The sequence below is a fragment of the Allobosea sp. NPDC003192 genome (assembly GCF_050275675.1).
Classification (GTDB): domain Bacteria; phylum Pseudomonadota; class Alphaproteobacteria; order Rhizobiales; family Beijerinckiaceae; genus Allobosea.
Genome location: NZ_JBNNPK010000032.1, coordinates 1 through 24195, shown reverse-complemented (window position 1 = coordinate 24195; position 24195 = coordinate 1). Strand labels below are relative to the sequence as shown.

Here is a 24195-nt window from a genome sequence, read left to right as displayed (position 1 = left end):
ATGAACGACAAGATCGCCCACCAGGCCGGATTGCCTGGCCGCGTGCTGGCTGTGCCGGTCCGCGCCTGGCTCCTCGTTCCGCTGCTCCTGCTTGGCGTCGCGATCGGCTGGTCCGGCCGCGGCTGGGGGTGGGGGATCGCCGAAGATCCTCGGCGCGCCTTCGACAGCGTCCGGCAACTCCGCCTGAAGACCGTCCAGGCGCAACTCGACCAGGTGCAAGGCCGCTACATCGTGCTGCTCGGGGATTCCCACGCGGAGCTTCTCTATCTGCCCAGCCTGTGCGGGGTGCCCGTCGTCAATGCCGGCTTGTCCGGCGCGACCTTGAGCGACGTCATCGAACTCGTCGAAGCGATTACGCCGCCGCGCCGGGCCGAGGCCGTCCTGATATCGGTCGGCACCAACGACATCTGGGTGAGGCGGAACCCCATGAGCAACGTGGCCGAAAGCGGCTTCAGGGCCGGCCTTGCTGCCCTGACGCAAGCTCTGACGACCTGGAGCGAACGGCGCGTGCTGACGGCCATCCCTCCGGTCGCGCGCAACGAAGAGGCGCTGTTTCCACGGCTGGCCGCTGCTCGCTACTCGGGCATGCTCGCAGAGTCGTGCGAGCCCGAGCGCTGCGTCTATCTCGACCTGTTTGGCGTGGCGGGGCATGCCCGGGAAGCGCATTCCACTTTCAGCGACGGTGTCCATCTGCGCGACTACGCCAGCTTCGTCCGCGATCGCGAGCCGGAGCTCTGCGCCGGATTGCGATTGGCAGCTCCGAGGTGAACGGACGGCCATACCCGTAACCGGCAAGGTCCAGTGCGCTGCCTCGCCTTTTCATGTCGACTTTGACCGGATGCACCATCGGGGCGGATTTCGAGCGCGCTGACGAGTCGGGCGTGCGCGACTGCCTCGTTCCACGCTGCGGACGGAGTTCTGCTCGCCCAATCGCGCAGCACCGGAAGATGTTCGTCAGCGGCGTGCGGAAAGCAAAGCAATGCGGTCCTGCTTTGAGTTCGGCCCGCGACACCCAGTTCCGGGCGAGCACTCCATGTCCGCTTCTGGCACCTACTCCGCCAAGGCCTGTTTCCGCCCTCTGACAATAACTGGTGACAGCAATGCCAGGAGCAGCAGCGCAACGACGATGAGCAGGCCGGCACTGATCGGGCGGGTCAGGAAGACGGAGAAATCCCCGTCGGAGAGCAGCATGGCGCGGCGGAAATACTCTTCCATCTGCGGGCCCAGAACCAGTCCGAGGAGCAGCGGTGCCGGCTCGACGCCGACCTTGATGAAGAAGTACCCGATCGCGGCACAGCCCAGCATGAGCCAGACATTGAACAGGCTGTTGGCGATGCCATAGGTGCCGATGCAGCAGAACAGCACGATCGCCGGGAACAGCAATCGGTAGGGGATCCGCAACATCGAGACCCAGAGGCCGATCAGCGGCAGGTTGATCACCAGCAGCATCAGGTTGCCGACCCACATCGAGGCGATCACGCCCCAGACGAGCTGCGGCTGCTCGCGCATGATCTGCGGGCCGGGCTGGATGCCCTGCATCATCAGCGCACCGATCATCAGCGCCATCAGCGCATTGGCGGGGATGCCGAGGGTCAGCAGCGGGATGAAGCTGGTCTGGGCGCCCGCATTGTTGGCAGCTTCCGGCCCGGCGACGCCTTCGATCGCACCATGGCCGAAGCGAGAGGGGTCCTTGGCCAGCTTCTTCTCCAGTGCATAGGAGGAGAACGGCGGCAGCGCCGCCCCGCCACCCGGCAGCACGCCGAGCGCCGAGCCCAACGCTGTGCCGCGGACTATTGCCGGAAAGGCTTGCCTGAGGTCGGCCCAGCTCGGGATCAGGCCGCGCACGGCCTGGCTGACCACATGCCGCTCGGCCGGGCGCTCCAGATTGGCGATGATCTCGGCGAGCCCGAACATCCCCATCGCGACGGGCACGAAGTCGAGCCCGTCCGACAGTTCGGGAATGCCGAAGGTCATGCGCGCCGCGCCCGAGCTGACATCGATGCCGACGAGCCCGAGCAGCAGGCCGAGCAGCACCATCGACAGCGAGCGCGCGACCGAGCCATGCGCCAGCACCACCGCGGCGATCAGCCCGAGCACGAGCAGGCTGAAATACTCGACCGCGGTGAACTTCAGCGCCAGTGCCGCCAGCGGGACGCTGAGCAGGGCGATGACGATGGTCGCGACCGTGCCGGCGAAGAAGGAGGAGAGCGCGGCGATCGCCAGTGCCAGCCCGGCTTTGCCTTGCCGGGCCATCTGGTGCCCGTCGAGGCAGGTCACGACCGAGGAGGTCTCGCCGGGGACATTGACGAGGATCGCCGTGGTCGAGCCGCCATATTGTGCGCCGTAGAAGATGCCGGCGAGCATGATCATGGCGCCAGCCGGCTCCATGCCGAAGGTGAACGGCAGCAGCAGCGCGATCGTCGGGATCGGCCCGATCCCGGGCAGAACCCCGATCGCGGTGCCGATCAGCACGCCGATCAGACAGAAGCCGAGATTCTTGAGCTGCAGCGCTGTCGACAGGCCGATCAGCAGATTGTCGAAGAGTTCCATGGCGTGCTCAGCGGGGCCAGAGCGGGATCGGCAGGGCCAGGACCTTGATGAACAGCAGCGCCGCCAAAGCCGAGAGCAGAACCGCAAAGCCCATGCTTTCCAGCGGCCTCGTCTCGCGGGTTGCCAGCCCCGCCAGCAGGACGGTCAGCACGGAGGCAATGGCGAGGCCGAGCCGTTCGGCGCTCAGCGCGAAGATACCGACCGCGGCCAGCACGGCGAGCAGTGGCCGCAGGTGCACCGCCTCGATCGTCACGATCACGCCCCTTGCGCCGCGGGCCAGAAAGAGCAGGCCGAAGCCGAGCAAGGCGAGCGAGACGACGCGCGGCATGTAGCCCGGACCCATGTCGGCGGCATGGCCGACCGACAGGGTGCGGGTGGCATAGAGCGCGCCCGCAGCCACTGCGACGAGGAAGGCGCCGAGCAGAACGTCCTGCCAGTCGAGCCGGAGCCGGGTCATCGGCCGCGCCTCCGTCAGTTCGTGCCCTTGATGCCGGCTTCGCGGATGATGCCGCCCCAGCGCTCGGTGGCGCTCCTCAGCCAGTCGGCGAACTCGGCCGGCGCACCCGGCTTCACCACGCCGCCCTGCTCGGCGATCTTGGCCTTGATCTCGGGATCCAGCAGGATCTTGCCGATCTCGGTATTGAGGCGCGCGATCACCGCCGGCGGGGTCTTGGCCGTGGTCAGGATGCCCTGCCAGGTACCGGCATCACCGCCGGGCAGGCTTGCTTCCTTGAAGGTCGGGATACCCACGATGCGCTCCTCACCGGTGACGGCGAGGCCGACGAGCTGCTTGTTGGCGACGAAGGGCAGCGTCGCGGTGGAACCGTTGATGATCACGGTACTTTCGCCCGAGACGACGGCGCGCGAGGCGGCCGCGCCGCCCTTGTACGGCACGTTCTTCCACTGAATGCCGAGTTCCTTCGCCATCGAGACCGCAGTGATGTGGTTCGCCGCCCCGACGCCGGAATTGGCCACGGCGAGCTTGCCCGGATTGGCCTTGGCATAGGCGACGAGCTCCTGGGCGGTCTTGGCCGGAACCGATTCATGGACGGCGAGGACATAGGGACCGAACATCACCATGCTGACCGGCGCGAGATCCTTGGCCGGGTCATAGGTCAGATCGGAGAAGAGGCTCGGCGCCGTCGCCAGCGAGCCGACATCCATGAGCAGGAGCGTATGACCGTCGGCGGGAGCCTTGGCGACCGTGTCGGCACCGAGATTGCCGGCGGCGCCGGGCTTGTTCTCGATCACGACCGGCTGGCCGATCGCGGCCGACAGTTTCGGCCCGATCAGGCGGGCGAGAATGTCCGAGGTGCCACCAGGCGCGAAGGGAACGACGATGCGCACGGGCCGCTCGAAGCTCTGGGCTGCCGCCGGCCCTGCTGCAACGCCAAAGCCCGCGAGCGTTGCGAGCAGGAGCCCCTTCGCGAGGACGGATGAGGGGCGGAACGAAGATCTGGACATGGTCGCTCTTTCCTCCGGAAGCGGCCTGGCCGAGCCTGGCCGGCGGGTGCTGGCGGGCAGTCTCATTGCTGCCCTAGGAGGCGGAGGATAGGTCAGGCACGATGCCGCAATGAATTAGATTGGCAATGGAACGATACCGTTTTTGGATTGTGCGATAGCCGGCCAAGCCTTGCCCACCCCCGCCATCTCCTTAATCTGCGGTTGCAGACGGCAAAAGCCGCAGACCATCTCGGGGAGGACCAGCATGACCCAATCGATCACGCGCCGCGGGGCGCTCGGACTCGCGGGCGGCGCGCTCGCAGCGCCCTTCCTGGCGCGCCAGGGCTTCGCGCAGAGCTATCCGGCCAAGCCGGTCACGGTGATCATCCCGTTCGGCGCCGGCGGCACCACCGACGTGATCGGCCGGATCATCTGCGAGAAGCTGCAGCAGCGCCTCGGCAAGGCCTTCGTCATCGAGAACCGGGCGGGGGCGGGCGGCAATACCGGCGTCGCCGCGCTCGCCCATGCCACGCCCGACGGCTACACGATCGGCATGACCACGGTCTCGACGCACGGGATCAACCCCAATCTCTACAAGGACAAGCTGCCCTTCAGGGCGATCGAGGATTTCGAGTTCCTGTCGCTGTCGTCCTCGCAGCCTAACTTCCTGTGCATCCACCCTTCCCTGCCGGCCAAGACGGTTCCGGAGTTGATCGCCTATCTCAAGGCCAATCCGGGCAAGGAGAATTTCGGCTCCTCGGGGATCGGCACTTCGATCCATCTCTGCGGCGAACTCTTCATGCAGCTCGCCGGCGTGAAGATGCAGCACGTAACCTACCGCTCCTCGGCCGCGCTGGTGCAGGACGTCGTCGCCGGCAACGTCAAGCTCTCCTTCGACAACTTCACCTCGCCCTATCCGCACTACAAGGCCGGGACGCTGCGCGGCCTTGCCGTCACCACGGTCGACCGGGCCAGGATCGCGCCCGAGATTCCGCCGCTGGCAGAGACGCTGCCGGGCTTCGACATCAGCTCCTGGAACGGCTTCCTCGCGCCGAAAGGCACGCCGAAGGACATCTGCGACAGCCTGACCAAGGAGATGCAGGCGATCCTGAAGGACCCTGGGGTCGTCTCGCGTTTCGAGGAGCTCGGCGCGGCTCCGACGCCCTCGACCGGGGCCGAGGCCAAGGCGAAGTCGGTCGCCGAGCTCGCCAAGTTCAAGGACATCATTGAAAAGGCCGGGATCACCATCCAGAACTGACGCCGGCCCCATGCTGCGGCCGCACCGGAGAGGCTGCGCGGGAGGCGGGACATGTTCGAGCTGAGCCAGCTGCGCTGCTTCGTCGCCGTGGCGGAAGAGCTGCATTTCGGCCGTGCCGCGGCGCGGCTGAACATGACCCAGCCGCCGCTCAGCCGGCAGATCCAGATTCTCGAGCGGGTGCTGGACGTGGTGCTGCTCGAGCGCAGCAACCGCACGGTGAAGCTGACCCCGGCCGGCCAGAGCTTCCTCGCCGAAGCGCGCCGACTGCTCAAGCTCGCCGAGAGCGCCGCCTTGCTCGCCAAGCGTGTCGCCAACGGCAAGGCGGGCTCGATCAATATCGGCTTCACCGCGACCTCGGCCTATTCCTATGTGCCAAGGCTCGTCGCCGCCTGCCGGCGCGAACTGCCCGATGTCGAGGTTTCGCTGAAAGAGATGGTCAGCGGCGACCAGCTCAAGCGGCTCGATTCCGGCGAGATCGACATCGGCCTGCTGCGCCCGCCGATCCCGCGCCGCGGTCTCAGCGCCTTCCGGGTGATGGCCGAGCCGCTGATCGCCGCCGTCCCGGCAGGCCACGCTCTGACGCGGAGCGAGAGCGTGGCGCTATCAGATCTCGCCGGCGAGCCCTTCATCATGTACGCGCCCTACGAGGCACGCTATTTTCACGACCTCCTCGTCGAGCTGTTCTCGCGCGCCGGCCTCGTGCCGAACTATGTCCAGCACCTCGCGCAGATTCATTCGATACTCGCCATGGTCCATTCCGGCGTCGGCGTCGCGCTCGTGCCGGAAACGGCGGTCAACCTGCGTTTCAGCGGCGTCGCGCTGCGCCCGCTCGACCTGCCGCACCATCGCCCGGCCGAGCTCTTCTTCGTCAGCCGCGACGACAACGACAACCCGCTGGTGCCGATCGTCACCTCGCTGGCGAGGGAGATCGCCGAAACCAGTGAAGTGATCCGAGCCCTTAAAGCGGGATCGCTTTGAGCTAGAGTTTTCCGCGTCGTTTCCCTTGGGCTGGGAGGAAGACGATGAAGGCGAGCAAGGTTCTCGGAGGCGCAGAAGGCGTTCATTCTGAAGCAGGGCGCGGACGGGATACCGGTGACGGTGATCAAGCGCGTGCCCGAGCTGGTTCCGAAGAGGTCGCCCGCAAATCCGGCTTCAAGCTCGATCAGGCGGCGCCGATCGCCACCGTCGACGAGCTTCCGAACTACGACGCCATCATCCTCGGTGTCCCCACCCGCTTCGGCAACATGCCGGCGCAGATGAAGAACTTCCTCGACCAGGCCGGCGGCCTCTGGGCCCAGGGCAAGCTGATCGGCAAGGTCGGCAGCGTCTTCACCTCGACCGCGACCCAGCATGGCGGCCAGGAAAGCACGATCCTCTCGACCCATACCGTGTTGCTGCACCAGGGCATGGTCATCGTCGGCCTCCCCTACAGCTTCCAGGGCCAGATGTCCCTGTCGGAGATCACCGGCGGCTCGCCCTATGGCGCCAGCACCATCGCCGCCGGCGACGGCTCGCGCCAGCCGTCCGAGAACGAGCTCGCCGGCGCCCGTTATCAGGGCAAGCACGTCGCCGGGATCGCGGCCAAGCTGGCGTCCTAGCCTCGACGGGACCCGGCAAACGACTTCCTGGCCGACGCGACTACGGAGGAAATGCGGGAGCCGGCGAATGCCGGTTCCCGCACCGGGTGCTCGCTTCGGTTACACGACGTGGTTGGGGGCAAGCCTATCTCGATAACGCGTTCAATTTGGATTCGAGAAGGTCCCGAATGCCTGGCCATGCTCGCGGGAGCAGAAGCCGCACAGTCTGTCATCGACAGAGTGCGTTCGGAGCCGCAGGGGCTGATCAAGCTCGCCTGCCCGCCAGGGCTCTCATCCTATCTCATTGGCGGTTTGCTCGCCGACTTCATGGCTGCCTATCCGCAGATCCAGCTGCAATTGAAAGCGCTCAACCGGCGCGTCGATGTGATCGCCGAAGGTTACGATCTTGCGATCGGGTCGGGGGCGTCTGTGCGAGATCAAAGCGGACTCGTCGTGCGCAAGCTCCGCAACATTCCCGCAGCCCTCGTCGGCAGCCCAGGCCTGATCGGCGAGCGGGCGCCCGAAACTCCCACCGAGCTGGAGAGCTCCCCGAGCCTGGATTTCGGCCTGCCTCGGGATGAGCACATCTGGTGCATGACTCATGCGGACGGTACGAGCACGATGATCCGGCATCAGCCCCGCTTTGTCAGCGACGATCTCTCCGCACTGCACGCGGCCGCCTTGCGCGGGATCGGGATCGTCCAACTCCCGTCCCCACTGATCGAAGCGGACATCGCGACGGGCAGCCTGGTCCGCCTCCTTCCCAAGTGGCGCTCGGAGGAGGACACGCTCTGCGCGGTATTCCCTTCGCGGCGCGGCCTGTTGCCGTCGATCCGGGTTCTGCTCGACTATCTTTCGGAAGGCCCTGGGGCAAACTGATGGAGCAGCGCAGCCAGTCGATGCGCACCATGCGCATGATCGCCAATTGCGGGCATCGAAGAGGAATGGCCAAGTGGCGGTGAGGAAAGGTCTGTCATGACGAGCGGTCTTCATCACGTCACTCTGATCACCCGCAAGGTGCAGGCGAATGTCGACTTCTATGTCGGCTTCCTCGGCCTGCGCCTGGTGAAGCGCACGGGCGGCTACGAGGACGCCCGCCAGCTCCATCTCTTCTATGGCGATGAGCGTGGCTCGCCCGGCTCGCTCGTCACCTTCCTGGTCTGGGAGGACGGCTCGCCCGGGCGAGCCGGGCACGGTCAGGTCAGCGAGATCGCCTTCGCCGTCGCACCCGCCGCGATCGGCTTCTGGCTGGAGCGCGCCCTGCGCTTCGGAGTCTCGGCCGAAGGGCCGCTGCAGGAGTTCGGCGAGACCGTGCTGCGCCTGCGCGATCCGGACGGTTTCGTGGTGAAGCTGGTCGGCAGCAGCTTGACCGGCGAAGGCTGGGTATCCGCTGGCATTCCGCCGGAGCACCGCATCCATCGTCTGCGCGGCGTCACCATCCTCACTGCGGCGGCCGAGGAAACCACGCATTTCCTGATCGCACATGCGGGGTTCGCCCGCCAGGCACGAGAAAGCGGCGCCGAACGCCTGCGCTCCGAAGCGGGCGACAGCATCGACATCCGCGACGCCGGCGGCTTCTGGCCGGGCATTCCAGGCACCGGCACTGCCGATCACGTCGCGGTCCGGGTTCCCGATACCGCCGGGCTGTCGGGCATCGAACGCGACCTTTCCCGGCTGAATTCCAGCCCGACCACGCTCCACGACCGCCAATACTTCACCTCGCTCTATGTGCGCGAGCCTGGCGGGACGCTGATCGAATTCGCCACGGACGGCCCCGGCTTCACCCTCGACGAATCCGTCGAGGCGCTGGGAACGCAGCTCTTCGTGCCACCCAATGCCGAGACCGAAGGCGACGATATCCGGACCGCCCTGCCGCAATTCGGTCTGCCGGGGGAAGAGCGGGTCATCTACCGCGATCTGCCCTTCGTCCATCGCTTCCATCAGCCGGCCGATGCCGATGGCAGCGTGGTCGTGCTGCTTCATGGCAGCGGCGGCAACGAAGCCGATCTGATGCCGTTCGCCAGCCGGATCGCACCCCGGGCGACGCTGCTCGGCCTGCGCGGCCGCAGCACCGAGGAAGGAACCTCACGCTGGTTCCGGCGCCGTTCCGAACGCGCCTTCGATCAGGACGACATCCGCTTCGAGGCCGGCGCTCTCGCCGCCTTCGTCGAGGAGGCCCGCACGGCCTACGGCCTCGTGCCGGAACGTCTCACCTTCCTCGGCTATTCGAACGGCGCCAATCTGCTCGCCGCGGCGATGCAGCTGCATCCCGAGCTGGCGCGGCGCGCCATTCTCCTGCGCCCGGCCGCAGTGTTGGAGGAGCCGCCGGCCGCGGCGCTCGCCGGCGTCTCGCTGCTGATGCTGACCGGCGCCGAAGACCCGTATCGCGACCTGGCCGCGCCTCTCGAATCCTCGCTGCGCCAGGCCGGCGCCGATGTCGAGATGCGGATCGTTCCGGCCGCGCACGCGCTCACGGAGCAGGATCGCGATCTGGCGGCGGACTGGCTCTCCAACCACGCATCCTGACAGGCGCGCGCCTCAGCGCGCGGCAGCGAAGGCGGCGAAGCCCGCGACGAACTGCGCGAGGCGCTGGCGCGTGGTCTCGTCGGTGAGGTTGCCCTCGGCGTCGAAGACGCTCTGCGCCCGCGACACCAGCATGCGCCCCTCGAACCACGGCCGGGTGCCGAGGGTGCGCAGCACCGGCAGCCACGCATCCTGCGCCAGGATCGTCCCGAAACCGCCGGGAGAAGCACCGAGCACGGCGACCGGCTTGCCACCGAACAGCGGCCCGATATCGGTGGCCGGCCGCGTCAGCCAGTCGATCGCATTCTTGAACACGCCGGGCAGCGAGTTGTTGTATTCGGGCGTGAACAGCAGCAGGCCATCGGCCGCCGCCAGCTGCTGCTTCAGCGCCTGCACCGCCGGTGGTATCCCCTGCTCCCGTTCGTCGTCGCCGTCATAGAGCGGGATTCCCGCAATGCTGCCGACCAGCAGCGGCGCGCCATCCGGCGCCAGTTCGGCCGCAGCCCGCAACAGGCCAGAATTGAACGAGGCCTTCCTCAGGCTACCCGAAATCCCCAGAAGATGTGTCATCGCTGCTCCTTCGCGCCCGACGGCCCAACCGACGGCCGGCGGGACCCAAGCCCGAAGCCGACGCCCCGTCCATGGTTATCACGGGGCCGGATCGACTGGCCGGGAAGGTCGTCGCTGCGCCAGGCCTCAGAAACCCTGTGGCAGAGTGCCGCCACCATAGAGCTCGCCTTGCCGGGGCGTGCTGCCGATGCCGGAGCGGACATAGGCCGGGCCGCCCTCGCGCGCCGGCGGCAGGCCGAGGTCGAGATCGCCGCGATCCGGCGGCGGCGCACTCCGCACCACCCGCGTGCGCATCACCGGAGCAGGTTCGGAGACCGCGACCGGCTCCTCACGCGAGACGCAGCCGCCCAGCAGGGCGAAGAGGATGGCGGCCGCGCCGAAATGATGAAGCTTCATGGCTTTTCCAATGCAGGGCGCGGGCTACCGCAGCCGGGACGAATCCAGCGCAACCTGCATGACCCATGCGACCTGCGCAAGCTGATCGATACGCGCTCTAGCGGTGCGTCAGACGCCGGTCGAAGCGCATCATCAGCGCGTTGCAGGTGACCGCGAAGACGGTGAGCAGCAAGGCGATCGCCATGATGGTGTCGATCTGGCCGATATTGATCGCGCTGGTCAGCAGGAAGCCGAGGCCGCGCTGCGAGGCGAACATCTCGCCGATCAGCACGCCGAGCAGCGTCAGCGAGAAGCCGAGCCGGACGCCCGAGATGATCTCGGGCAGGATCGCCGGCATGATCACGGTGAAGGCGCTCTGCGACGGCGACAGCCGCATCACCTGCGAGGTCCGGCGATAGACCGGCTTCATCTGTCGGATGGCGTTCATCGAGAACAGCGTGATCGGGATCAGGCCGTGCATGACGCCGAAGGCGATCTTGGCGGAGATGCCGAGGCCGAAGCAAAGCAACACCAGCGGATACAGCACGACCTTGGGGATCGAATAGAGCGTCGTCAGGATCGGCTCGGCGACATTGCCGGCGAGCTTGCGCACGCCAAGCACGATGCCGAGCGCTATGCCGCCGAACAGCGAGATCGCGAAGGCGGCGACGAAGGCCCGCATCGTCTCGGAAATGTTGAGCCAGAACTCGCCGGTCGCCAGCAGGGAGGCGAGCTTCGTGACCGTCTGCACCGGGGAGGCCAGCGAGGAGGCGCCGACCAGGAGATGCAGCCCCTGCCAGAGGACCAGCAAGGCGAGTAGGACGACGAGGGTGCCGGCGGAGCGTGGCATGAGAGCTGACGTGAGGCTTGGCATTGGCGTCACCGCTGCCGGCGCGCCTGGAGGCGCCGGTCGATCACATTGAGGAAGGTGTTGACGACGGTCACCACGATGAGGACGAGCAGCATCAGCGCGTACATGTGCCCGTTCTCGAACAGGTTGTAGGCATAGGCGATGGCGTAGCCGACGCCGGCGCCCGACAGGATGAACTCCGAGGCGATCACGCCGATGAAGGAATAAGCGACCGAGAGCTTGACCCCGGTGAAGAGATAGGGCGTCGCCGCCGGCAATTCGATCAGCAGCGCCGTCTTGACCCGCGACATCCGGTAGATCTGGCCGGTCTTGCGCAGCACGCGCGGGATGCGGTCGAGCCCGTTCAGCGTCGCGGTGATCATCGAGACGATGGCGAGCAGCACGGCGATCGCAATGATCGAGGCCGAGCCAACCCCAAATAGGGTGATGAAGATCGGATAGAAGACGAAGGTCGGGACGGCGTAATAGCTCGCCAGCAACGGCTCGATCGCATCGCGCAGGCTCGGCAGCGAGTAGATGATCACCCCGGCGACGAAGCCGAGCAGGACCGAGAGCACGGTCGAGATCGCGATATTGGTGAAGGTGATCGCGATATCGGCCGAGAACTGGCCGGAAGCGAGGATCTTGCCGAGCTCGACCACCATGTCGGAGGGCGCGATCATCACCATGCGCGGGATGATGCCGACGCGGCAGAGCAGTTCCACCAGCAGGATCATCGCGACGACGACGATGACCCGCAGCAGCTTCTCGGACATGGCTCAGCCCTTCCCGGCCGACATGATCTTGAGCGCCTCGATGCGGAGCTTCTCCCAGAGGCGGGCGGTGATGTCGCCGAAATGCGGGGTCGAGACGACGCGGCTGTCGCGGTCCTTTTCCCAGCCGGTCTCGACAAAATCGATGAAGGTGCCGGGCCTGGTCGACATCACGCCGACCCGGTCGGACAGCATCGCGGCCTCGTCAAGGGCGTGGGTGATCAGCAGGATCGTCGCCGAGGTCTCGCGCCAGAGCCGCAGCAATTCGTCGCCCATCAGCAGGCGGGTCTGCTGGTCGAGCGCGCCGAAGGGCTCGTCGAGCAGGATCAGCCGCGGCTGCATCACCAAAGTGCGGGCGATGCAGACGCGCTGGCGCATGCCGCCGGAAAGCTGAGCCGGATAGGAGGCGGCGAAATCCTTGAGGCCCATGAAGCCGACGGCGTAGTCGACGCGGCGGGCGATCTCTGCGGGGTCGACCCCGGCGCGGCGCAAGCCGAACGCGACATTGTCGCGGACGTTGAGCCAGGGGAAGGAGGCGTCTTCCTGGAAGACGACGCCGACGCCGTCGGGCACGCCCTGGATCGGCTTGCCCTCGAATTCGGCGGTACCGGATTGCGGTGCGCTGAGGCCGGCGAGGATGTCGAGCAAGGTCGACTTGCCGCAGCCGGAGGGGCCGACCACCGAGAAGAACTCGCCCTTGGCCAGATCGAGATCGACCGGGCCGAGCGCATGCAGGGTCGATTTCGGGAGATCGAAGACCCGGGTGACGCCGCGCAGCCTGGCATGAGCCGGGGCGGCGGCGGACTGGGGCGCGAGCGGCACGACCTTGGCCCCCGACGCGGCGCTCATTGCTTCGCCTGGAGATCGGCAGGCAGATAGGACTTGTCGAGCACGGTAGACCAGTCGACGTCGGCCTTGATCTCGCCGATCAGCTTCAGGCCTTCGACCATGCGGTTGAGCTCCTCGACGTTGAACTCGCCCTCGCTCCACATCTTCGGCGGGATCATGTTGTCGACCGCTTCCTTGGCGATCGGCGCGTCGAGCTTGTAGAGCTTCTCGATGATCCTGGCGGTTTCGCCCGGGTCCTTGTAGATCGCCTGCACGCCGGCACGACGGCCGGCGATGATCGCCTTGAGCTTCTCCGGGTTCTCCTGCGCATATTTGCGCGTGGTGATGCCGACCGAAGTCGTCATCGGCTTGAGGATTTCCCCAGCCTTGTAGAGCGTGCGGTACTTGTCCTTGCGGATGATCGAGAGCGGCTCGATCAGCACCGAACCGACGACAGCGTTCTGCTCGAGCATGGTCAGGGCCGGGACATAGCCGCCGGCGGCGACACGCTGGACCTTGCCCTGGTCGACGCCCTTCTCGCGCAGCACCATCAGGAGGAGCATCTCCGAAACCGATTTCGGCGAGGTGATCGCGACCTTCTTGCCGGCGAGATCCTCGACGCTCTTCACCTCGGAGTTCGGCATCACGACCATCGAGGCCTCGGCGACGCTGCGTGTGCCGGTGTTGACGATGATCAAGTCGAGCCCCTGCGCCTTGGCGGCAAGCGCGGCGGAGACCGCGACCTCGCCATAAGGGGTTGCACTGGCGAGGATGTTGCGCACCGTGGTGCCGCCTCCGCCGGAGCCGATGATGCCGGTAATGTCGATGCCGGCCTGCTTGAACAGGCCCTTCTCCATCGCCACCGCATAGGGCGCGCCATACATGCTGGCGCCCCATTGCGTGACGGAAATCTCCTCGGCGCGGGCCGGCGCCTGCAAGGCGAGGACGGCCGCAGCGGCCATGGCCGCGAGACGATTGAACGAATTCAGGCCAAGCCAAGCGGTCATGTCACTCTCCCGTTGTGGCATGCCGCCGATCGTTATCGTTGCAGCTCGCCCGACATTCGCGTCGAAATTTCATTTGTATGCAAACAACGATCTCAACGGATTTCAAGCTTGTCAAGCGATTTGAGATCGACGACTTGCAAACTGCCGAAGGCAGTCGGGAAGCGAGACTATCGCGGGTAAAACCGTTCGCAACTGCGAAGTGAAACAGGACGGAAACGCTCTCACCTAGTGCGGATTCGACGCAAAATGAAAGGCTTGGAGTAAGCGGCACGCGGGTTGCGGTGCGGCGTGGAGGCGACGATCGACGGCCATCGACTCGCGTCGCCGACGCGATGCTGGCCGTCGCCTTCGATAGCGGCAGTCATGCTTTATTTGTATGCAAATGATTACCGGGCACCGCAACAGGCTCGAACAGACCCGGCAACCGGGCCGGATTTCTGGGCCAACCTCGCCCCGCCCCAATCGTCCCGACTCGACTCTGACGTTACGATAAGCAACCATAAGTTGCCGCCGCTGGCAGGAGCCGTCAGCCGCGATCCGGGGGGACGGGAATGGGGGCTCAAGCCTGGCCGCAGCGCGGCACGGGCCGTGCGCATGCGCACGGCCTGCCCGCCGAGATCGCGTTTCTGGCCGATCATGGCGTGCCGCCCGACCGATTGCGCGAGGCGGCCCGGTCGGCGGAGCGGATCGGCGTGCCGCCAAGCCGGCAGGTCCTGGCTTGCGGCCTCGTTACCGAAGAGCAGTTCTATCAAGCGCTGGCAGCCGAGCTCGACCTGCATTTCCAATCGCGCGCGCCACCCTTGCGACCCGGCGGCGATGTCTCGGCGATCCTACGAGAGGGCGTGGCCGTCACGCTTGCCCGGCCTGACAGCCCCATCCGTTTCGCGGTAGCGCCTCCGCCCGGCACGGCCCTGCGCCGCTTCCTCGCGGGAAAGCCCGATGGCCGCGAGGATATCGTGGTGCTGACGCCGTCGACGCTGGCAACCGAGCTGCGCCGCGCCAATGCCGGAGCCCTCGCCCGCTCGGCAGCCTGGACGGATGAGGTCGGCTTCTCGCGCACCAGCGCCCGAACCGGCACGAACTGGCCGCAGAAACTCGTCGCCGCTCTCCTCGTGGGCCTCCTCTCGGTTGTCGGCACGCTCATCCCGGTCGCGACGTTGATCGGTGTGGCGCTTACGCTGGGCCCGCTCTTCTTCGCCGCCGTGATCCTGCGGCTCGCAGCGCTGATGGAGAAGCCGACACTCGATCTGTGGCGCGAGCATCGCTGGCAGATCGACGATAGCCGCTTGCCGGTCTACACCGTCGCCGTCCCGGTCCTCGGCGAGGAGGCGGTACTCGACCAGCTGGTCAAAGCCCTGGCCGTCATCGACTATCCCGCCGCCAAGCTCGACATCCGCATTCTCGTCGAGGAGGTCGACTGGAGCCTGCGCCGCGCCCTCTCGGCTCGCGAGCTCCCACCCTTCATGCAGGTGGTGATCGTGCCGCGGGGCGTCCCGCAGACCAAGCCGCGCGCGCTCAACATCGCCCTGGCCGAGGCGCGTGGCGAGCTCTTCACCATCTTCGATGCCGAGGACATTCCCGATCCGCGCCAGCTGCGCCTGGCGGCGGCCCGCTTCCTGCGCTCAGATGCCGATCTTGTCTGCCTGCAGGCCCATCTCGTCATCGACAACACCGAGGATGGCTGGCTCGCTGGCTGCTTCGCGCTCGAATATGCCGGGCTGTTCGACGTACTCAATCCCGGCCTGCTGCAATCGGGCCTGCCGATCATGCTGGGCGGCACCTCAAACCATTTCCGGACGCAGGCGCTGCGACAGGTCGGCGGCTGGGATCCCTGGAACGTCACCGAAGATGCCGATATCGGTTTCCGGCTCATCCGTGCTGGCGGCTACATGGCCGACCTGCCGTGCAGCACGCTCGAGGAAGCGCCCACCACGCTGCGCGGCTGGCTCAAGCAGCGCACACGCTGGCTCAAGGGCTTCCTGCAGACGCTGATCAGCCACTTGCAGCAGCCGCACCGGCTGCTGAGCGAGGCCGGCCTGCCGGGCACGCTGACCTTTCTGGTGCTGGTGCTGGGGACGTTGCTCAGTACGTTCTTCTACCCCCTGTTCGTCACGGCGACGGGGGTCGCGATCCTCGACGGTTCGTTGCTTTCACCCGGCAGCTCGCTGGAACTGCTGTTCTCCGCCTCGGCGCTGGCACTGGCTGGCAGCGGGATCTGCGTGGTCTTCCTGGTGCCGGCGTTGGGCGCCTGGCGGCGCGGCGCACCTGGACTCTGGCGCTGGCTGCCGCTGCTGCCGGTCTATCATCTCCTGGCTTCGCTCGCCGCGTGGCTGGCGCTCTACGAATATCTCGTCGACCGCTTCGCCTGGAACAAGACGGCGCACGGGCTTGCCCGCTCGTCGCGCTATCGCGAGCTGGCGCAGCCCACAGCGCTCACAGATGCCGTAGCCACTCCTGCGCCGCCTCCGCCGCAGGACGCTCGATATTGAAGGCGCCGACGAAGCCGCCGTTCTTGTCCATCAGATAGACCAAAGCGGTGTGGTCCATGGTGTAGTCGCCGTCCTTGAGCGGCACCTTGCGGGCATAGGCGCGATAGGCCTTGATCGTGGCGTCGATGGCGGCACGGTCGCCGGTCAGCCCGACGATGCGCGAGTCGAACGAGCCGAGATAGCTCTTCATCGTCTCGGCGGTATCTCGCTCCGGATCGACCGTGACGAAAAGCGCCCTGAGCTTGTCGCCCTTGGCTCCCGCCGCACGCAGCACCTCCGAGATCTCGAACAGTTTGGTCGGGCAGATGTCGGGGCAATGGGTGAAGCCGAAGAAGACCAGGAAGGGCGCGCCGCGCAGCTCCTTCTCGGTCAGCGTCTTGCCTTCGGCAGTCGTCAGCGTGAACGGCCCGCCGACGCTGGAGGCGAGGCTCTGCCCGCCCTGACGAGAAGCCGGCGCGAAGGTGATGAAGGCGGCGACCGCGAGCGCGACGGCGCCGAGTAGGAAGACGGCAAGGGGCAGAAGCAGGCGGCGGTTCACAGGGACATCCTCGAAGGCGGACGGAACGCCGCTCAGAAGCAGGCGAGGAGCGCGGCGATCAGCCCGTCGGCGAACAACCGGTCGCCCTCGCGCCACCAGAGCAGCAGGCCGGCGGCCAACAGGAGGCCGAAGCCACCGGCGAGCAGCCAAAGGCCGGGGCGGTGTGCCGCGGCGGTGTCCTGAGTATCGGTCTGCGGAGCTACGCTCATTGGTTCAATCTAGCGCTGGCGATCATCAACCGGAAGCTGCGTTCATGCCGCAGGGATACTCCGACTTCCCATCTTCGCGATGCCACTTGGCGATCCATCTCGGCCACCCCACATGACATCATAGGCGCACAGGCTGGCGCCCATCTCTGGCGTCAACGCGGAGAGATGAGTTGAGGACAGTTCGCGTTTGCGTCGGGGGCAGGGCCCAGATGCCCGGCGATCATCAAAGCGCCCCCTTATCGGCCAGGAACTTGCAAGTCTGTCTGCGGTTGATTGTTCAGGGGCACTGTCGGCGACGCCGGCTTGCGCTGGAGGGCTACCACGATGGAACGGGACGGCGAGGTCTTCCGCTTATTTTCTGAGGACTATCGAAGCTATTCGCAGGAAGAGATGAGCCTGCAGGAGTACCTCCGGGCTTGCCGCGAAGACAAGTCGATGTACGCCTCTGCCGCCGAGCGCATGCTCGATGCGATCGGAAAACCAAAATTGTTCGATACCAGCCAGGACGAGCGCCTCGGCCGGATCTTTTCCAACCGGACGATCAAGATCTATCCATCCTTTGCCGATTTCTTCGGCATGGAGGATACGATCGAGCGGATCGCCGGCTACTTCCGCTACGCCTCGCAGGGTCTGGAGGAGCGCAAGCAGATCCTTTACCTCCTCGGCCCGGTCGGCGGCGGCAAATCCTCCCTCGCCGAGCAGCTCAAGAGGCTGATGGAAGAGCGGCCATTCTACACGCTCAAGATCGGCGACCGGATCAGCCCGGTCTTCGAATCGCCGCTAGGCCTGTTCCGCCCGGACCGCATGGGCGATCTCTTCGAGGAGAAGTACGGCATCGCGCGGCGGCGCCTGAGCGGCCTGATCTCGCCCTGGGCGGCGAAGCGGCTCGACGAGCTCTCCGGCGACATCTCCAAGTTCAGCGTCGTCAAGCTGACGCCCTCGCGCCTGCGGCAGATCGGCATCGCCAAGACCGAGCCGGGCGACGAGAACAATCAGGACGTCTCGACGCTGGTCGGCAAGGTCGACATCCGCCAGCTCGAGAACTTCAGCCAGTCGGACCCGGACGCCTATTCCTATAGCGGCGGCCTCAACCGAACGACGCAGGGACTGCTCGAATTCGTCGAGATGTTCAAGGCGCCGATCAAGGTGCTGCACCCGCTGCTGACCGCGACGCAGGAGGGCAGCTACAACGGCACCGAGAATTTCGGCGCCTTCCCCTACCAAGGCATCGTGCTCGCACATTCGAACGAGTCCGAATGGCTCCAGTTCAAGAACAACCGGAACAACGAAGCCTTCCTCGACCGCATCCTGGTGGTCAAGGTGCCCTATTGCCTGCGCATCACCGAGGAACGGCAGATCTACGAGAAACTGCTGCGCGAGAGCGAACTGGCCGGCAGCCCCTGCGCGCCCGAGGTGCTCGACCTGCTCAGCCGCTTCTCGGTCTCGACCCGGCTGACCGAGTTCGAGAACTCGCCGCTCTACACCAAGATGCGCGTCTACGACGGCGAGAACCTGAAAGAGGTCGAGCCCAAGGCCAAGGCCATCCAGGAATATCGCGACGCCGCCGGCGTCGACGAGGGCATGACCGGTGTCAGCACGCGCTTCGCCTTCAAGATCCTGTCGCAGACCTTCAACTACGACACCGAGGAGCTTGCCGCCGATCCCGTGCACCTGATGTACATCCTGGAGGGGGCGATCAAGCGCGAGCAGTTCCCGAAGGAGACCGAAGCGGCCTATCTCGACTTCATCAAGTCGGAACTGGCGACACGCTATGCCGAGTTCATCGGGCACGAGATCCAGAAGGCCTATCTGGAATCCTATGGCGAATACGGCCAGAACCTGTTCGACCGCTACATCGCCTATGCCGACGCCTGGGTCGAGGACCAGGACTACAAGGACCCGGACACCGGCCAGCTCCTCAACCGGCAGGTCCTCGACAGCGAATTGTCGCAGATCGAGAAGCCGGCCGGCATCGCCAATCCCAAGGACTTCCGCAACGAGGTCGTGAAGTTCACCTTGCGCGCCAGGGCCAGGAACAGCGGCCGCAACCCGTCCTGGACCAGCTATGAGAAGCTGCGCGAGGTGATCGAGAAGCGGATGTTCGGCCAGGTCGAGGACCTCTTGCCGGTGATCAGCTTCGGCTCGAAGCAGGACAGCGTGACCGAGAAGCGCCATCACGGCTTCGTGCAGCGCATGGTCGAACGCGGCTATACCGAGCGCCAGGTCCGGCGCCTGGTGGACTGGTACATGCGCGTCAACAAGGCGGGCTGACCTCGGCGGGAGCCTGCCATGCCGATCTTCATCGACCGCCGCCTGAACCCGAAGGACAAGAGCCTGGGCAACCGCCAGCGCTTCCTGCACCGCGTCCGGGCGGAGCTGAAGCGGAGCGTCCAGGAGCAGATTCGCGCCGGCAAGATCGCCGACGCGGATGGAGAACATTCCGTCTCGCTGCCGGCGAAGGGCACGAGCGAGCCGAGCTTCCGCGATGCCAGGGACAGCGGCCGGCGCCAGCACGTCCTGCCTGGAAACAAGCAGTTTTCGCCGGGCGACAAGGTTCCGAAGCCGGGCCAGGGCGGCGGGGCGGGGTCGGCGCCCGGCCAAGGGGACTCAGAGGACGATTTCCGCTTCATGCTCTCGCGCGAAGAGGTGCTCGACCTGTTCTTCGAGGACCTCGAGCTACCCGACATGGTCAAGCTCAGCCTCAAGGAAATCCTGTCGTTCAAGCCGCGGCGGGCCGGGTTCTCGACGGGGGGCTCGCCGACCAACATCAACATCGCCCGCACCATGCGCAACAGCCATGGCCGCCGCATCGCCCTGCAGCGGCCCAAGCGCGCGGAGGTCGAAGCCATCCTCGCCGAACTGGCGAAGATCGAAGCCGAAGGGACGGATGCCGCCCGCGCCAAGGTCGCGGCCTTGCGCGCCGAGCTCGACCGGCTGGAGCGCCGGCGCCGGGTGATCGCCTTCGTCGATCCGGTCGACATCCGCTTCAACCGCTTCGAGGCACAGCCCTTGCCGAACGCCAACGCGGTGATGTTCTGCCTGATGGACGTCTCCGGTTCGATGGGCGAGCGCGAGAAGGACCTGGCCAAGCGCTTCTTCGTGCTGCTGCATTTGTTCCTGAAGCGGCGCTACGACCGCACCGACATCGTCTTCATCCGCCACACCCATACCGCCCAAGAGGTCGACGAGGAGACCTTCTTCTACAGCACGCAGAGCGGCGGCACCGTCGTCTCCACCGCACTGGAGGAAATGCAGCGCATCATCACCGAGCGCTATCCGAGCCGGGAGTGGAACATCTACGCTGCGCAGGCCTCGGACGGCGACAATCTCGCCAGCGATTCCGAGCGTTGCCTCGGCATGCTGGATGGCGAGATCATGCGCCTGTGCCAGTATTTTGCCTATGTCGAGATCATCGACGAGCGCGAGAGCGAGATCTTCGGCTCGACCGACAACGGCACCTCGCTCTGGCGCGCCTATCTCGCGGTCAAGGAGAAGTGGCCGAATTTCGACGTGAGCCGCATCGCCAAGGCCTCCGACATCTATCCGGTTTTCCGCCAGCTCTTCACCCGGCAGCCGGCCCGGCCGCGCAATTGAGGGAAGCGCCGATGCAAAGGCATGCGTCCCGATCGAACCTGCTGTTCTCCGGCTCCGACTGGAACTTCGGGACCTTGTCGCATGCCTACGACGTGATCGAGGCCGTGGCGAAGGAGGAGCTGCGGCTCGATATCTACCCGGTGCAGATGGAGATCATCTCCTCGGAGCAGATGCTCGACGCCTATTCCTCAATCGGCATGCCGCTGATGTATCGCCACTGGTCGTTCGGCAAGCACTTCCTCCATCACGAGCTGCACTACCGAAAGGGCGGCCGCGGCCTCGCCTATGAGATCGTCATCAATTCCGACCCCTGCATCGTCTATCTGATGGAAGAGAACACCATGGCCCTGCAGGCCCTGGTGACAGCGCATGCCGCCCTCGGGCACAACCATTTCTTCAAGAACAACTATCTGTTCCGGCAATGGACCGACGCCGACGCGATCCTGGGCTATCTCGACTTCGCCAAGGGCTACATCAGCCGCTGTGAGGAGAAGCACGGCCTCGCGGCGGTTGAAGCCGTCCTCGACGCCGCCCACGCGCTGATGGACCAGGGCGTGTTCCGCTATCGCCGCCCGCCCAGGCTCTCCTCCGAGAAGCAGCGCGAGGGGCTGCGCGAGCGACTGGAATATGAAGAGCGCTCCTATAACGACCTCTGGCGCACGCTCCCGCGCCAGGCCGATGGCGCCAAGGCGGCAGCGGAGAACGCGGACCTGATCGCCGAGCGCAAGAAGGCGCTCAATCTCCCCGAGGAGAACCTGCTCTATTTCCTCGAGAAGAGCAGCCTGATCCTCGCGCCCTGGCAGCGCGAGATCCTGCGGATCGTCCGGGTGATCGCGCAGTATTTCTATCCGCAACGGCAGACGCAGGTGATGAACGAAGGCTGCGCCACCTTCGTGCACTACACGGTGATGAACGCGCTGTTCGACCGCGGCCGGATCAGCGAAGGCGCCATGCTGGAGATCCTGCGCAACCACTCGAACGTCATCTTCCAGCCGGGCTTCGACGATCCCCGCTTCTCCGGGATCAACCCCTATGCGCTCGGACTCGACATGATGCAGGACATCCAGCGCATCGCGACCGTGCCGACGGCAGAGGACCGCGACTGGTTTCCGGAGATCGCCGGCAGCGGCGACTGGCGCACGATCCTGCTCGACGCCTGGGCCAACCACCGCGACGAATCCTTCATCCGCCAGTTTCTCAGCCCGACCCTGATCCGGAAATGGCGGCTGTTCCTGCTCTCCGACACGGCGAACGAAGCGTTCTACAGCGTGGCCTCGATCCACAATGAGCGCGGCTATGAGCGCATCCGCAGCGCCCTGGCCCAGAGATACGACATCGGCGCGAACCATACCGACATCCAGGTCGTCGATGTCGACCTGCTCGGCCAAAGGCATCTACGCCTGCAGCACAAGGTCAATGACGGCATCGTGCTCGATGGTGCCACCTGCGATGCGACGCTGCGCCATATCCAGACGCTCTGGGGCTACGAGGTCAGCCTGCAGGGCGTCGACGGGCAGACGGGCGCCACAGTCTACGAACGCTCCAGCAGCCAGCTGGCTGGTTGAGCCGCCGCCCCTGCCGCTATTGCCCGGACAGGACCCGTCCGGTCCGCAAGGCGTGAGCCCAGTCGGCCCGGCCATTGGCCTCAGCCTGCCTTGCCGCAGGCTCCCAGTCATAGGCGATCGCATGGAGCTCGACCGCGACCTGATCCGTCATCGTCACCACGGCGAAACGCGCATGCGGCGCGCCGCTCTCCGAAACGTGGAGGCTCGGCTCGGTGGCTTGGTAGGCGGGATTGCCGACGCTGCCCGGATTGACCACGACGGTGCCGTCATCGAGCCGCAGCAGGCGCGGCTGATGGCTGTGCCCGCACAGGATTACGGCAGGCCGGGCAGGCCCGATCAGCGCCTCGACCGCCGTGGGGGTGGCGGCGACCAAGCGTCCGTCCTCGATGGCGTCGAGCAGATAGGTGTCGTCGTCCTTGGGGCTGGCGTGAACGCAACGCGCGCCACCGACGTCGATCTCGAAGGGGAGAGCCGCCAGCCAGCCACGCGCCTCGGCATCGAGATTGCGCCAGGCATAGCTGTCGGAGGCGCCGAGCCCGTCCGGGGAGGCCGCGCCGAGCGCCCGGTCATGATTGCCGCGGACATGGCTCATCGTGCTGGCGCGCAGCAGCCGCACCGTCTCCGCCGGCCAAAGCGGGCCCGAGGCGCAGTCGCCGAGATTGACGATCCGATCGACGGATAGTTCGGCAAGTCTGGCGAGCACGGCTTCGAGCGCCGGCAGATTGCCGTGAATGTCGGCGATGACGCCTAGCCGCATGTCGCAAATCCTGAACCAAGAGCCGGCTCAGCGCCGGCCCTTTCCCTGATGGCGCGTCCCGGGGCTCGCGCCAAGGCCCACGAGACTCACGCGTTCCATGGCGTTGACCATGTCTTGACGTTTGTGAAGGACTTCATGGCTTCGACGACGCCCTCCTTGTAGCCGAGGCCTGAGTCCTTGATGCCGCCGAAGGGGGACATCTCGATGCGGTAGCCGGGGACCTCCCAGAGATTGACGGTGCCGACCTCGAGCTCGGCGACGAAGCGCTGGAGGTAGTCGAAGCGGTTGGTGCAGATGCCGGAGGAGAGGCCATAGGCGGTCGCGTTCGAGATGCGGATGACCTGCGCGATGTCGTCGGGCACCCGGATGATCGGGATGACCGGGCCGAAGGTCTCCTCGTGGACGAGCTCGCAGGTATAGGGGATGCGGTCGACCACGGTCGGGTGGAAGAGGGCGCCCTCGGCGCGCTTGCCGTGGAGCACTTCGGCGCCCTTGGCTACGGCATCGTCGACGCGGGCCTGGAAGAGCGCGGCCGAGCGGGCGTTGATGACGGTGCCGACATCGGTCGCAGGGTCCATCGGGTCGCCGCATTTGAGCTTCCTGGCCTTCTCGACCACCAGCTTGGCGAAGGCGTCGGCGACGCTCTCGACCACCAGGATGCGCTTCACCGCCGTGCAGCGCTGGCCCGAGTTCTTGGTCGCGCCGGTGACCGCGAGTTCGGCCGCCTTGTCGAGATCGGCATCCTCCATGACGATCAGCGGGTCGTTGCCGCCGAGCTCGAGCACGATGCGCTTGTAGCCGGCGGTCGCGGCGATGTGCTTGCCGACCCGGACCGAGCCGGTGAAGGTCACCAGATCGGCGTGCGTGTCGGTGATCATCGCATCGCCCATGGTCGAGGGATTGCCGGTGACCACCGAGAGCATCTCCGGCGGCAAGCCGGCCTCGTAGAGCACGTCGGCCAGCGCCAGCGCGGTCAGCGGCGTCAGCTCGGTCGGCTTGAGGACGAGGCGGTTATTGGTCGCGATCGCCGGGGCGAGCTTGTGGCTGACCATGTTGAGCGGGTGGTTGAACGGGGTGATCGCCGAGATCACCCCGAGCAGCGGCTGGCGCGTGGTGAAGATCTTGCGGGCCTTGCCGTTCGGCGAGATGTCGCAGGAGAACATCTCGCCATCGTCCTTGATGGTGAGCTGGGCCGCGAAGGACCAGACGTCATAGGCGCGGCTGGCCTCGTAGAGCGAATCCTTCCAGCACAGGCCGGCCTCGGCGGTGATCAGCCGGGCGAACTCCTC

Annotated in this window: 22 protein-coding genes and 1 pseudogene; 10 read left to right on the top strand and 13 right to left on the bottom strand. The window is 66.1% G+C overall.

Features of this window, described 5'->3' with window-relative positions; all coding sequences use genetic code 11:
* Positions 1 to 768 (top strand): SGNH/GDSL hydrolase family protein, encoded by a 768-nt coding sequence (locus ACQKLX_RS28390; RefSeq protein ID WP_427364905.1) that lies wholly within the window; start codon positions 1 to 3, stop codon positions 766 to 768.
* Between the two features lie 282 nt (positions 769 to 1050).
* Here the strand turns inward: ACQKLX_RS28390 and ACQKLX_RS28385 are convergent, their stop codons facing one another.
* From ACQKLX_RS28385 to ACQKLX_RS28375, 3 genes are read right to left on the bottom strand one after another with little or no spacing between them, the layout of a single operon-like run.
* A complete protein-coding gene (locus ACQKLX_RS28385; protein ID WP_427364904.1) occupies positions 1051 to 2550 on the bottom strand; it encodes a tripartite tricarboxylate transporter permease in 1500 nt (499 codons plus the stop codon).
* Positions 2551 to 2557: 7 nt separating this feature from the next.
* A complete protein-coding gene (locus ACQKLX_RS28380; RefSeq protein ID WP_427364902.1) occupies positions 2558 to 3007 on the bottom strand; it encodes a tripartite tricarboxylate transporter TctB family protein in 450 nt (149 codons plus the stop codon).
* Between the two features lie 14 nt (positions 3008 to 3021).
* Positions 3022 to 4014 (bottom strand): Bug family tripartite tricarboxylate transporter substrate binding protein, encoded by a 993-nt coding sequence (locus ACQKLX_RS28375; protein ID WP_427364901.1) that lies wholly within the window; start codon positions 4012 to 4014, stop codon positions 3022 to 3024.
* Between the two features lie 244 nt (positions 4015 to 4258).
* Here ACQKLX_RS28375 and ACQKLX_RS28370 point away from each other — a divergent pair, with 244 nt between their 5' ends.
* From ACQKLX_RS28370 to ACQKLX_RS28350, 5 genes and pseudogenes are all read left to right on the top strand, one after another.
* Positions 4259 to 5251, top strand: a complete 993-nt coding sequence (locus ACQKLX_RS28370; protein ID WP_427364900.1) for a Bug family tripartite tricarboxylate transporter substrate binding protein — start codon at positions 4259 to 4261, stop codon at positions 5249 to 5251.
* A gap of 51 nt (positions 5252 to 5302) precedes the next feature.
* The gene (locus ACQKLX_RS28365) at positions 5303 to 6229 is read left to right on the top strand and encodes a LysR family transcriptional regulator (RefSeq protein ID WP_427364899.1); all 927 of its coding nucleotides are present in this window, start codon (positions 5303 to 5305) and stop codon (positions 6227 to 6229) included.
* A 123-nt stretch (positions 6230 to 6352) separates the two neighbouring features.
* Positions 6353 to 6849, top strand: a pseudogene (wrbA, locus tag ACQKLX_RS28360) (NAD(P)H:quinone oxidoreductase); the annotation flags it as partial.
* A 177-nt stretch (positions 6850 to 7026) separates the two neighbouring features.
* Positions 7027 to 7707: a LysR substrate-binding domain-containing protein gene (locus tag ACQKLX_RS28355; protein ID WP_427364898.1), complete on the top strand. Its 681-nt coding sequence runs from the start codon at positions 7027 to 7029 to the stop codon at positions 7705 to 7707.
* A 96-nt stretch (positions 7708 to 7803) separates the two neighbouring features.
* Positions 7804 to 9354, top strand: coding sequence for a VOC family protein (locus ACQKLX_RS28350; RefSeq protein ID WP_427364897.1), 1551 nt, complete (start codon positions 7804 to 7806; stop codon positions 9352 to 9354).
* A 12-nt stretch (positions 9355 to 9366) separates the two neighbouring features.
* On the opposite strand, the gene ACQKLX_RS28345 is transcribed toward ACQKLX_RS28350, so the two are convergent.
* The 6 genes from ACQKLX_RS28345 to ACQKLX_RS28320 form a co-directional block, all read right to left on the bottom strand.
* Positions 9367 to 9921 (bottom strand): NADPH-dependent FMN reductase, encoded by a 555-nt coding sequence (locus tag ACQKLX_RS28345; protein WP_427364896.1) that lies wholly within the window; start codon positions 9919 to 9921, stop codon positions 9367 to 9369.
* A gap of 126 nt (positions 9922 to 10047) precedes the next feature.
* Positions 10048 to 10317 (bottom strand): hypothetical protein, encoded by a 270-nt coding sequence (locus tag ACQKLX_RS28340; RefSeq protein WP_427364895.1) that lies wholly within the window; start codon positions 10315 to 10317, stop codon positions 10048 to 10050.
* A gap of 97 nt (positions 10318 to 10414) precedes the next feature.
* Positions 10415 to 11146, bottom strand: a complete 732-nt coding sequence (locus tag ACQKLX_RS28335) for an ABC transporter permease (RefSeq protein ID WP_427364894.1) — start codon at positions 11144 to 11146, stop codon at positions 10415 to 10417.
* Between the two features lie 29 nt (positions 11147 to 11175).
* Positions 11176 to 11922 (bottom strand): ABC transporter permease, encoded by a 747-nt coding sequence (locus ACQKLX_RS28330; RefSeq protein ID WP_427364893.1) that lies wholly within the window; start codon positions 11920 to 11922, stop codon positions 11176 to 11178.
* A 3-nt stretch (positions 11923 to 11925) separates the two neighbouring features.
* Positions 11926 to 12768 (bottom strand): ABC transporter ATP-binding protein, encoded by an 843-nt coding sequence (locus tag ACQKLX_RS28325; RefSeq protein ID WP_427364892.1) that lies wholly within the window; start codon positions 12766 to 12768, stop codon positions 11926 to 11928.
* Positions 12765 to 13754: an ABC transporter substrate-binding protein gene (locus ACQKLX_RS28320; protein ID WP_427364891.1), complete on the bottom strand. Its 990-nt coding sequence runs from the start codon at positions 13752 to 13754 to the stop codon at positions 12765 to 12767. Before ACQKLX_RS28320 ends, ACQKLX_RS28325 begins: the two co-directional genes overlap by 4 nt.
* Positions 13755 to 14305: 551 nt before the next feature.
* On the opposite strand from ACQKLX_RS28320, the gene ACQKLX_RS28315 reads away from it, so the two are divergent.
* Positions 14306 to 16243: a glycosyltransferase gene (locus ACQKLX_RS28315; protein ID WP_427364890.1), complete on the top strand. Its 1938-nt coding sequence runs from the start codon at positions 14306 to 14308 to the stop codon at positions 16241 to 16243.
* On the opposite strand, the gene ACQKLX_RS28310 is transcribed toward ACQKLX_RS28315, so the two are convergent.
* The gene (locus tag ACQKLX_RS28310; protein WP_427364889.1) at positions 16188 to 16781 is read right to left on the bottom strand and encodes an SCO family protein; all 594 of its coding nucleotides are present in this window, start codon (positions 16779 to 16781) and stop codon (positions 16188 to 16190) included. The two genes, ACQKLX_RS28315 and ACQKLX_RS28310, sit on opposite strands and share 56 nt — an antisense overlap.
* Before the next feature lie 32 nt (positions 16782 to 16813).
* The gene (locus ACQKLX_RS28305; RefSeq protein ID WP_427364888.1) at positions 16814 to 16990 is read right to left on the bottom strand and encodes a hypothetical protein; all 177 of its coding nucleotides are present in this window, start codon (positions 16988 to 16990) and stop codon (positions 16814 to 16816) included.
* 324 nt (positions 16991 to 17314) lie between these two features.
* Here ACQKLX_RS28305 and ACQKLX_RS28300 point away from each other — a divergent pair, with 324 nt between their 5' ends.
* From ACQKLX_RS28300 to ACQKLX_RS28290, 3 genes are read left to right on the top strand one after another with little or no spacing between them, the layout of a single operon-like run.
* The gene (locus ACQKLX_RS28300; protein ID WP_427364887.1) at positions 17315 to 19261 is read left to right on the top strand and encodes a PrkA family serine protein kinase; all 1947 of its coding nucleotides are present in this window, start codon (positions 17315 to 17317) and stop codon (positions 19259 to 19261) included.
* Between the two features lie 18 nt (positions 19262 to 19279).
* Positions 19280 to 20584 carry a YeaH/YhbH family protein gene (locus ACQKLX_RS28295; protein WP_427364886.1) on the top strand — a complete coding sequence of 435 codons (1305 nt, stop codon included), beginning with the start codon at positions 19280 to 19282 and terminating at the stop codon, positions 20582 to 20584.
* Between the two features lie 11 nt (positions 20585 to 20595).
* Complete coding sequence (locus tag ACQKLX_RS28290; protein ID WP_427364885.1) at positions 20596 to 22149, top strand: SpoVR family protein; 1554 nt, start codon at positions 20596 to 20598, stop codon at positions 22147 to 22149.
* Positions 22150 to 22165: 16 nt separating this feature from the next.
* Here the strand turns inward: ACQKLX_RS28290 and ACQKLX_RS28285 are convergent, their stop codons facing one another.
* A complete protein-coding gene (locus ACQKLX_RS28285) occupies positions 22166 to 22906 on the bottom strand; it encodes a metallophosphoesterase family protein (RefSeq protein ID WP_427364884.1) in 741 nt (246 codons plus the stop codon).
* Between the two features lie 86 nt (positions 22907 to 22992).
* Positions 22993 to 24195 (bottom strand): phosphonoacetaldehyde dehydrogenase (phnY, locus tag ACQKLX_RS28280; RefSeq protein ID WP_427364883.1); only part of this gene is annotated, 1203 nt, incomplete at its 5' end.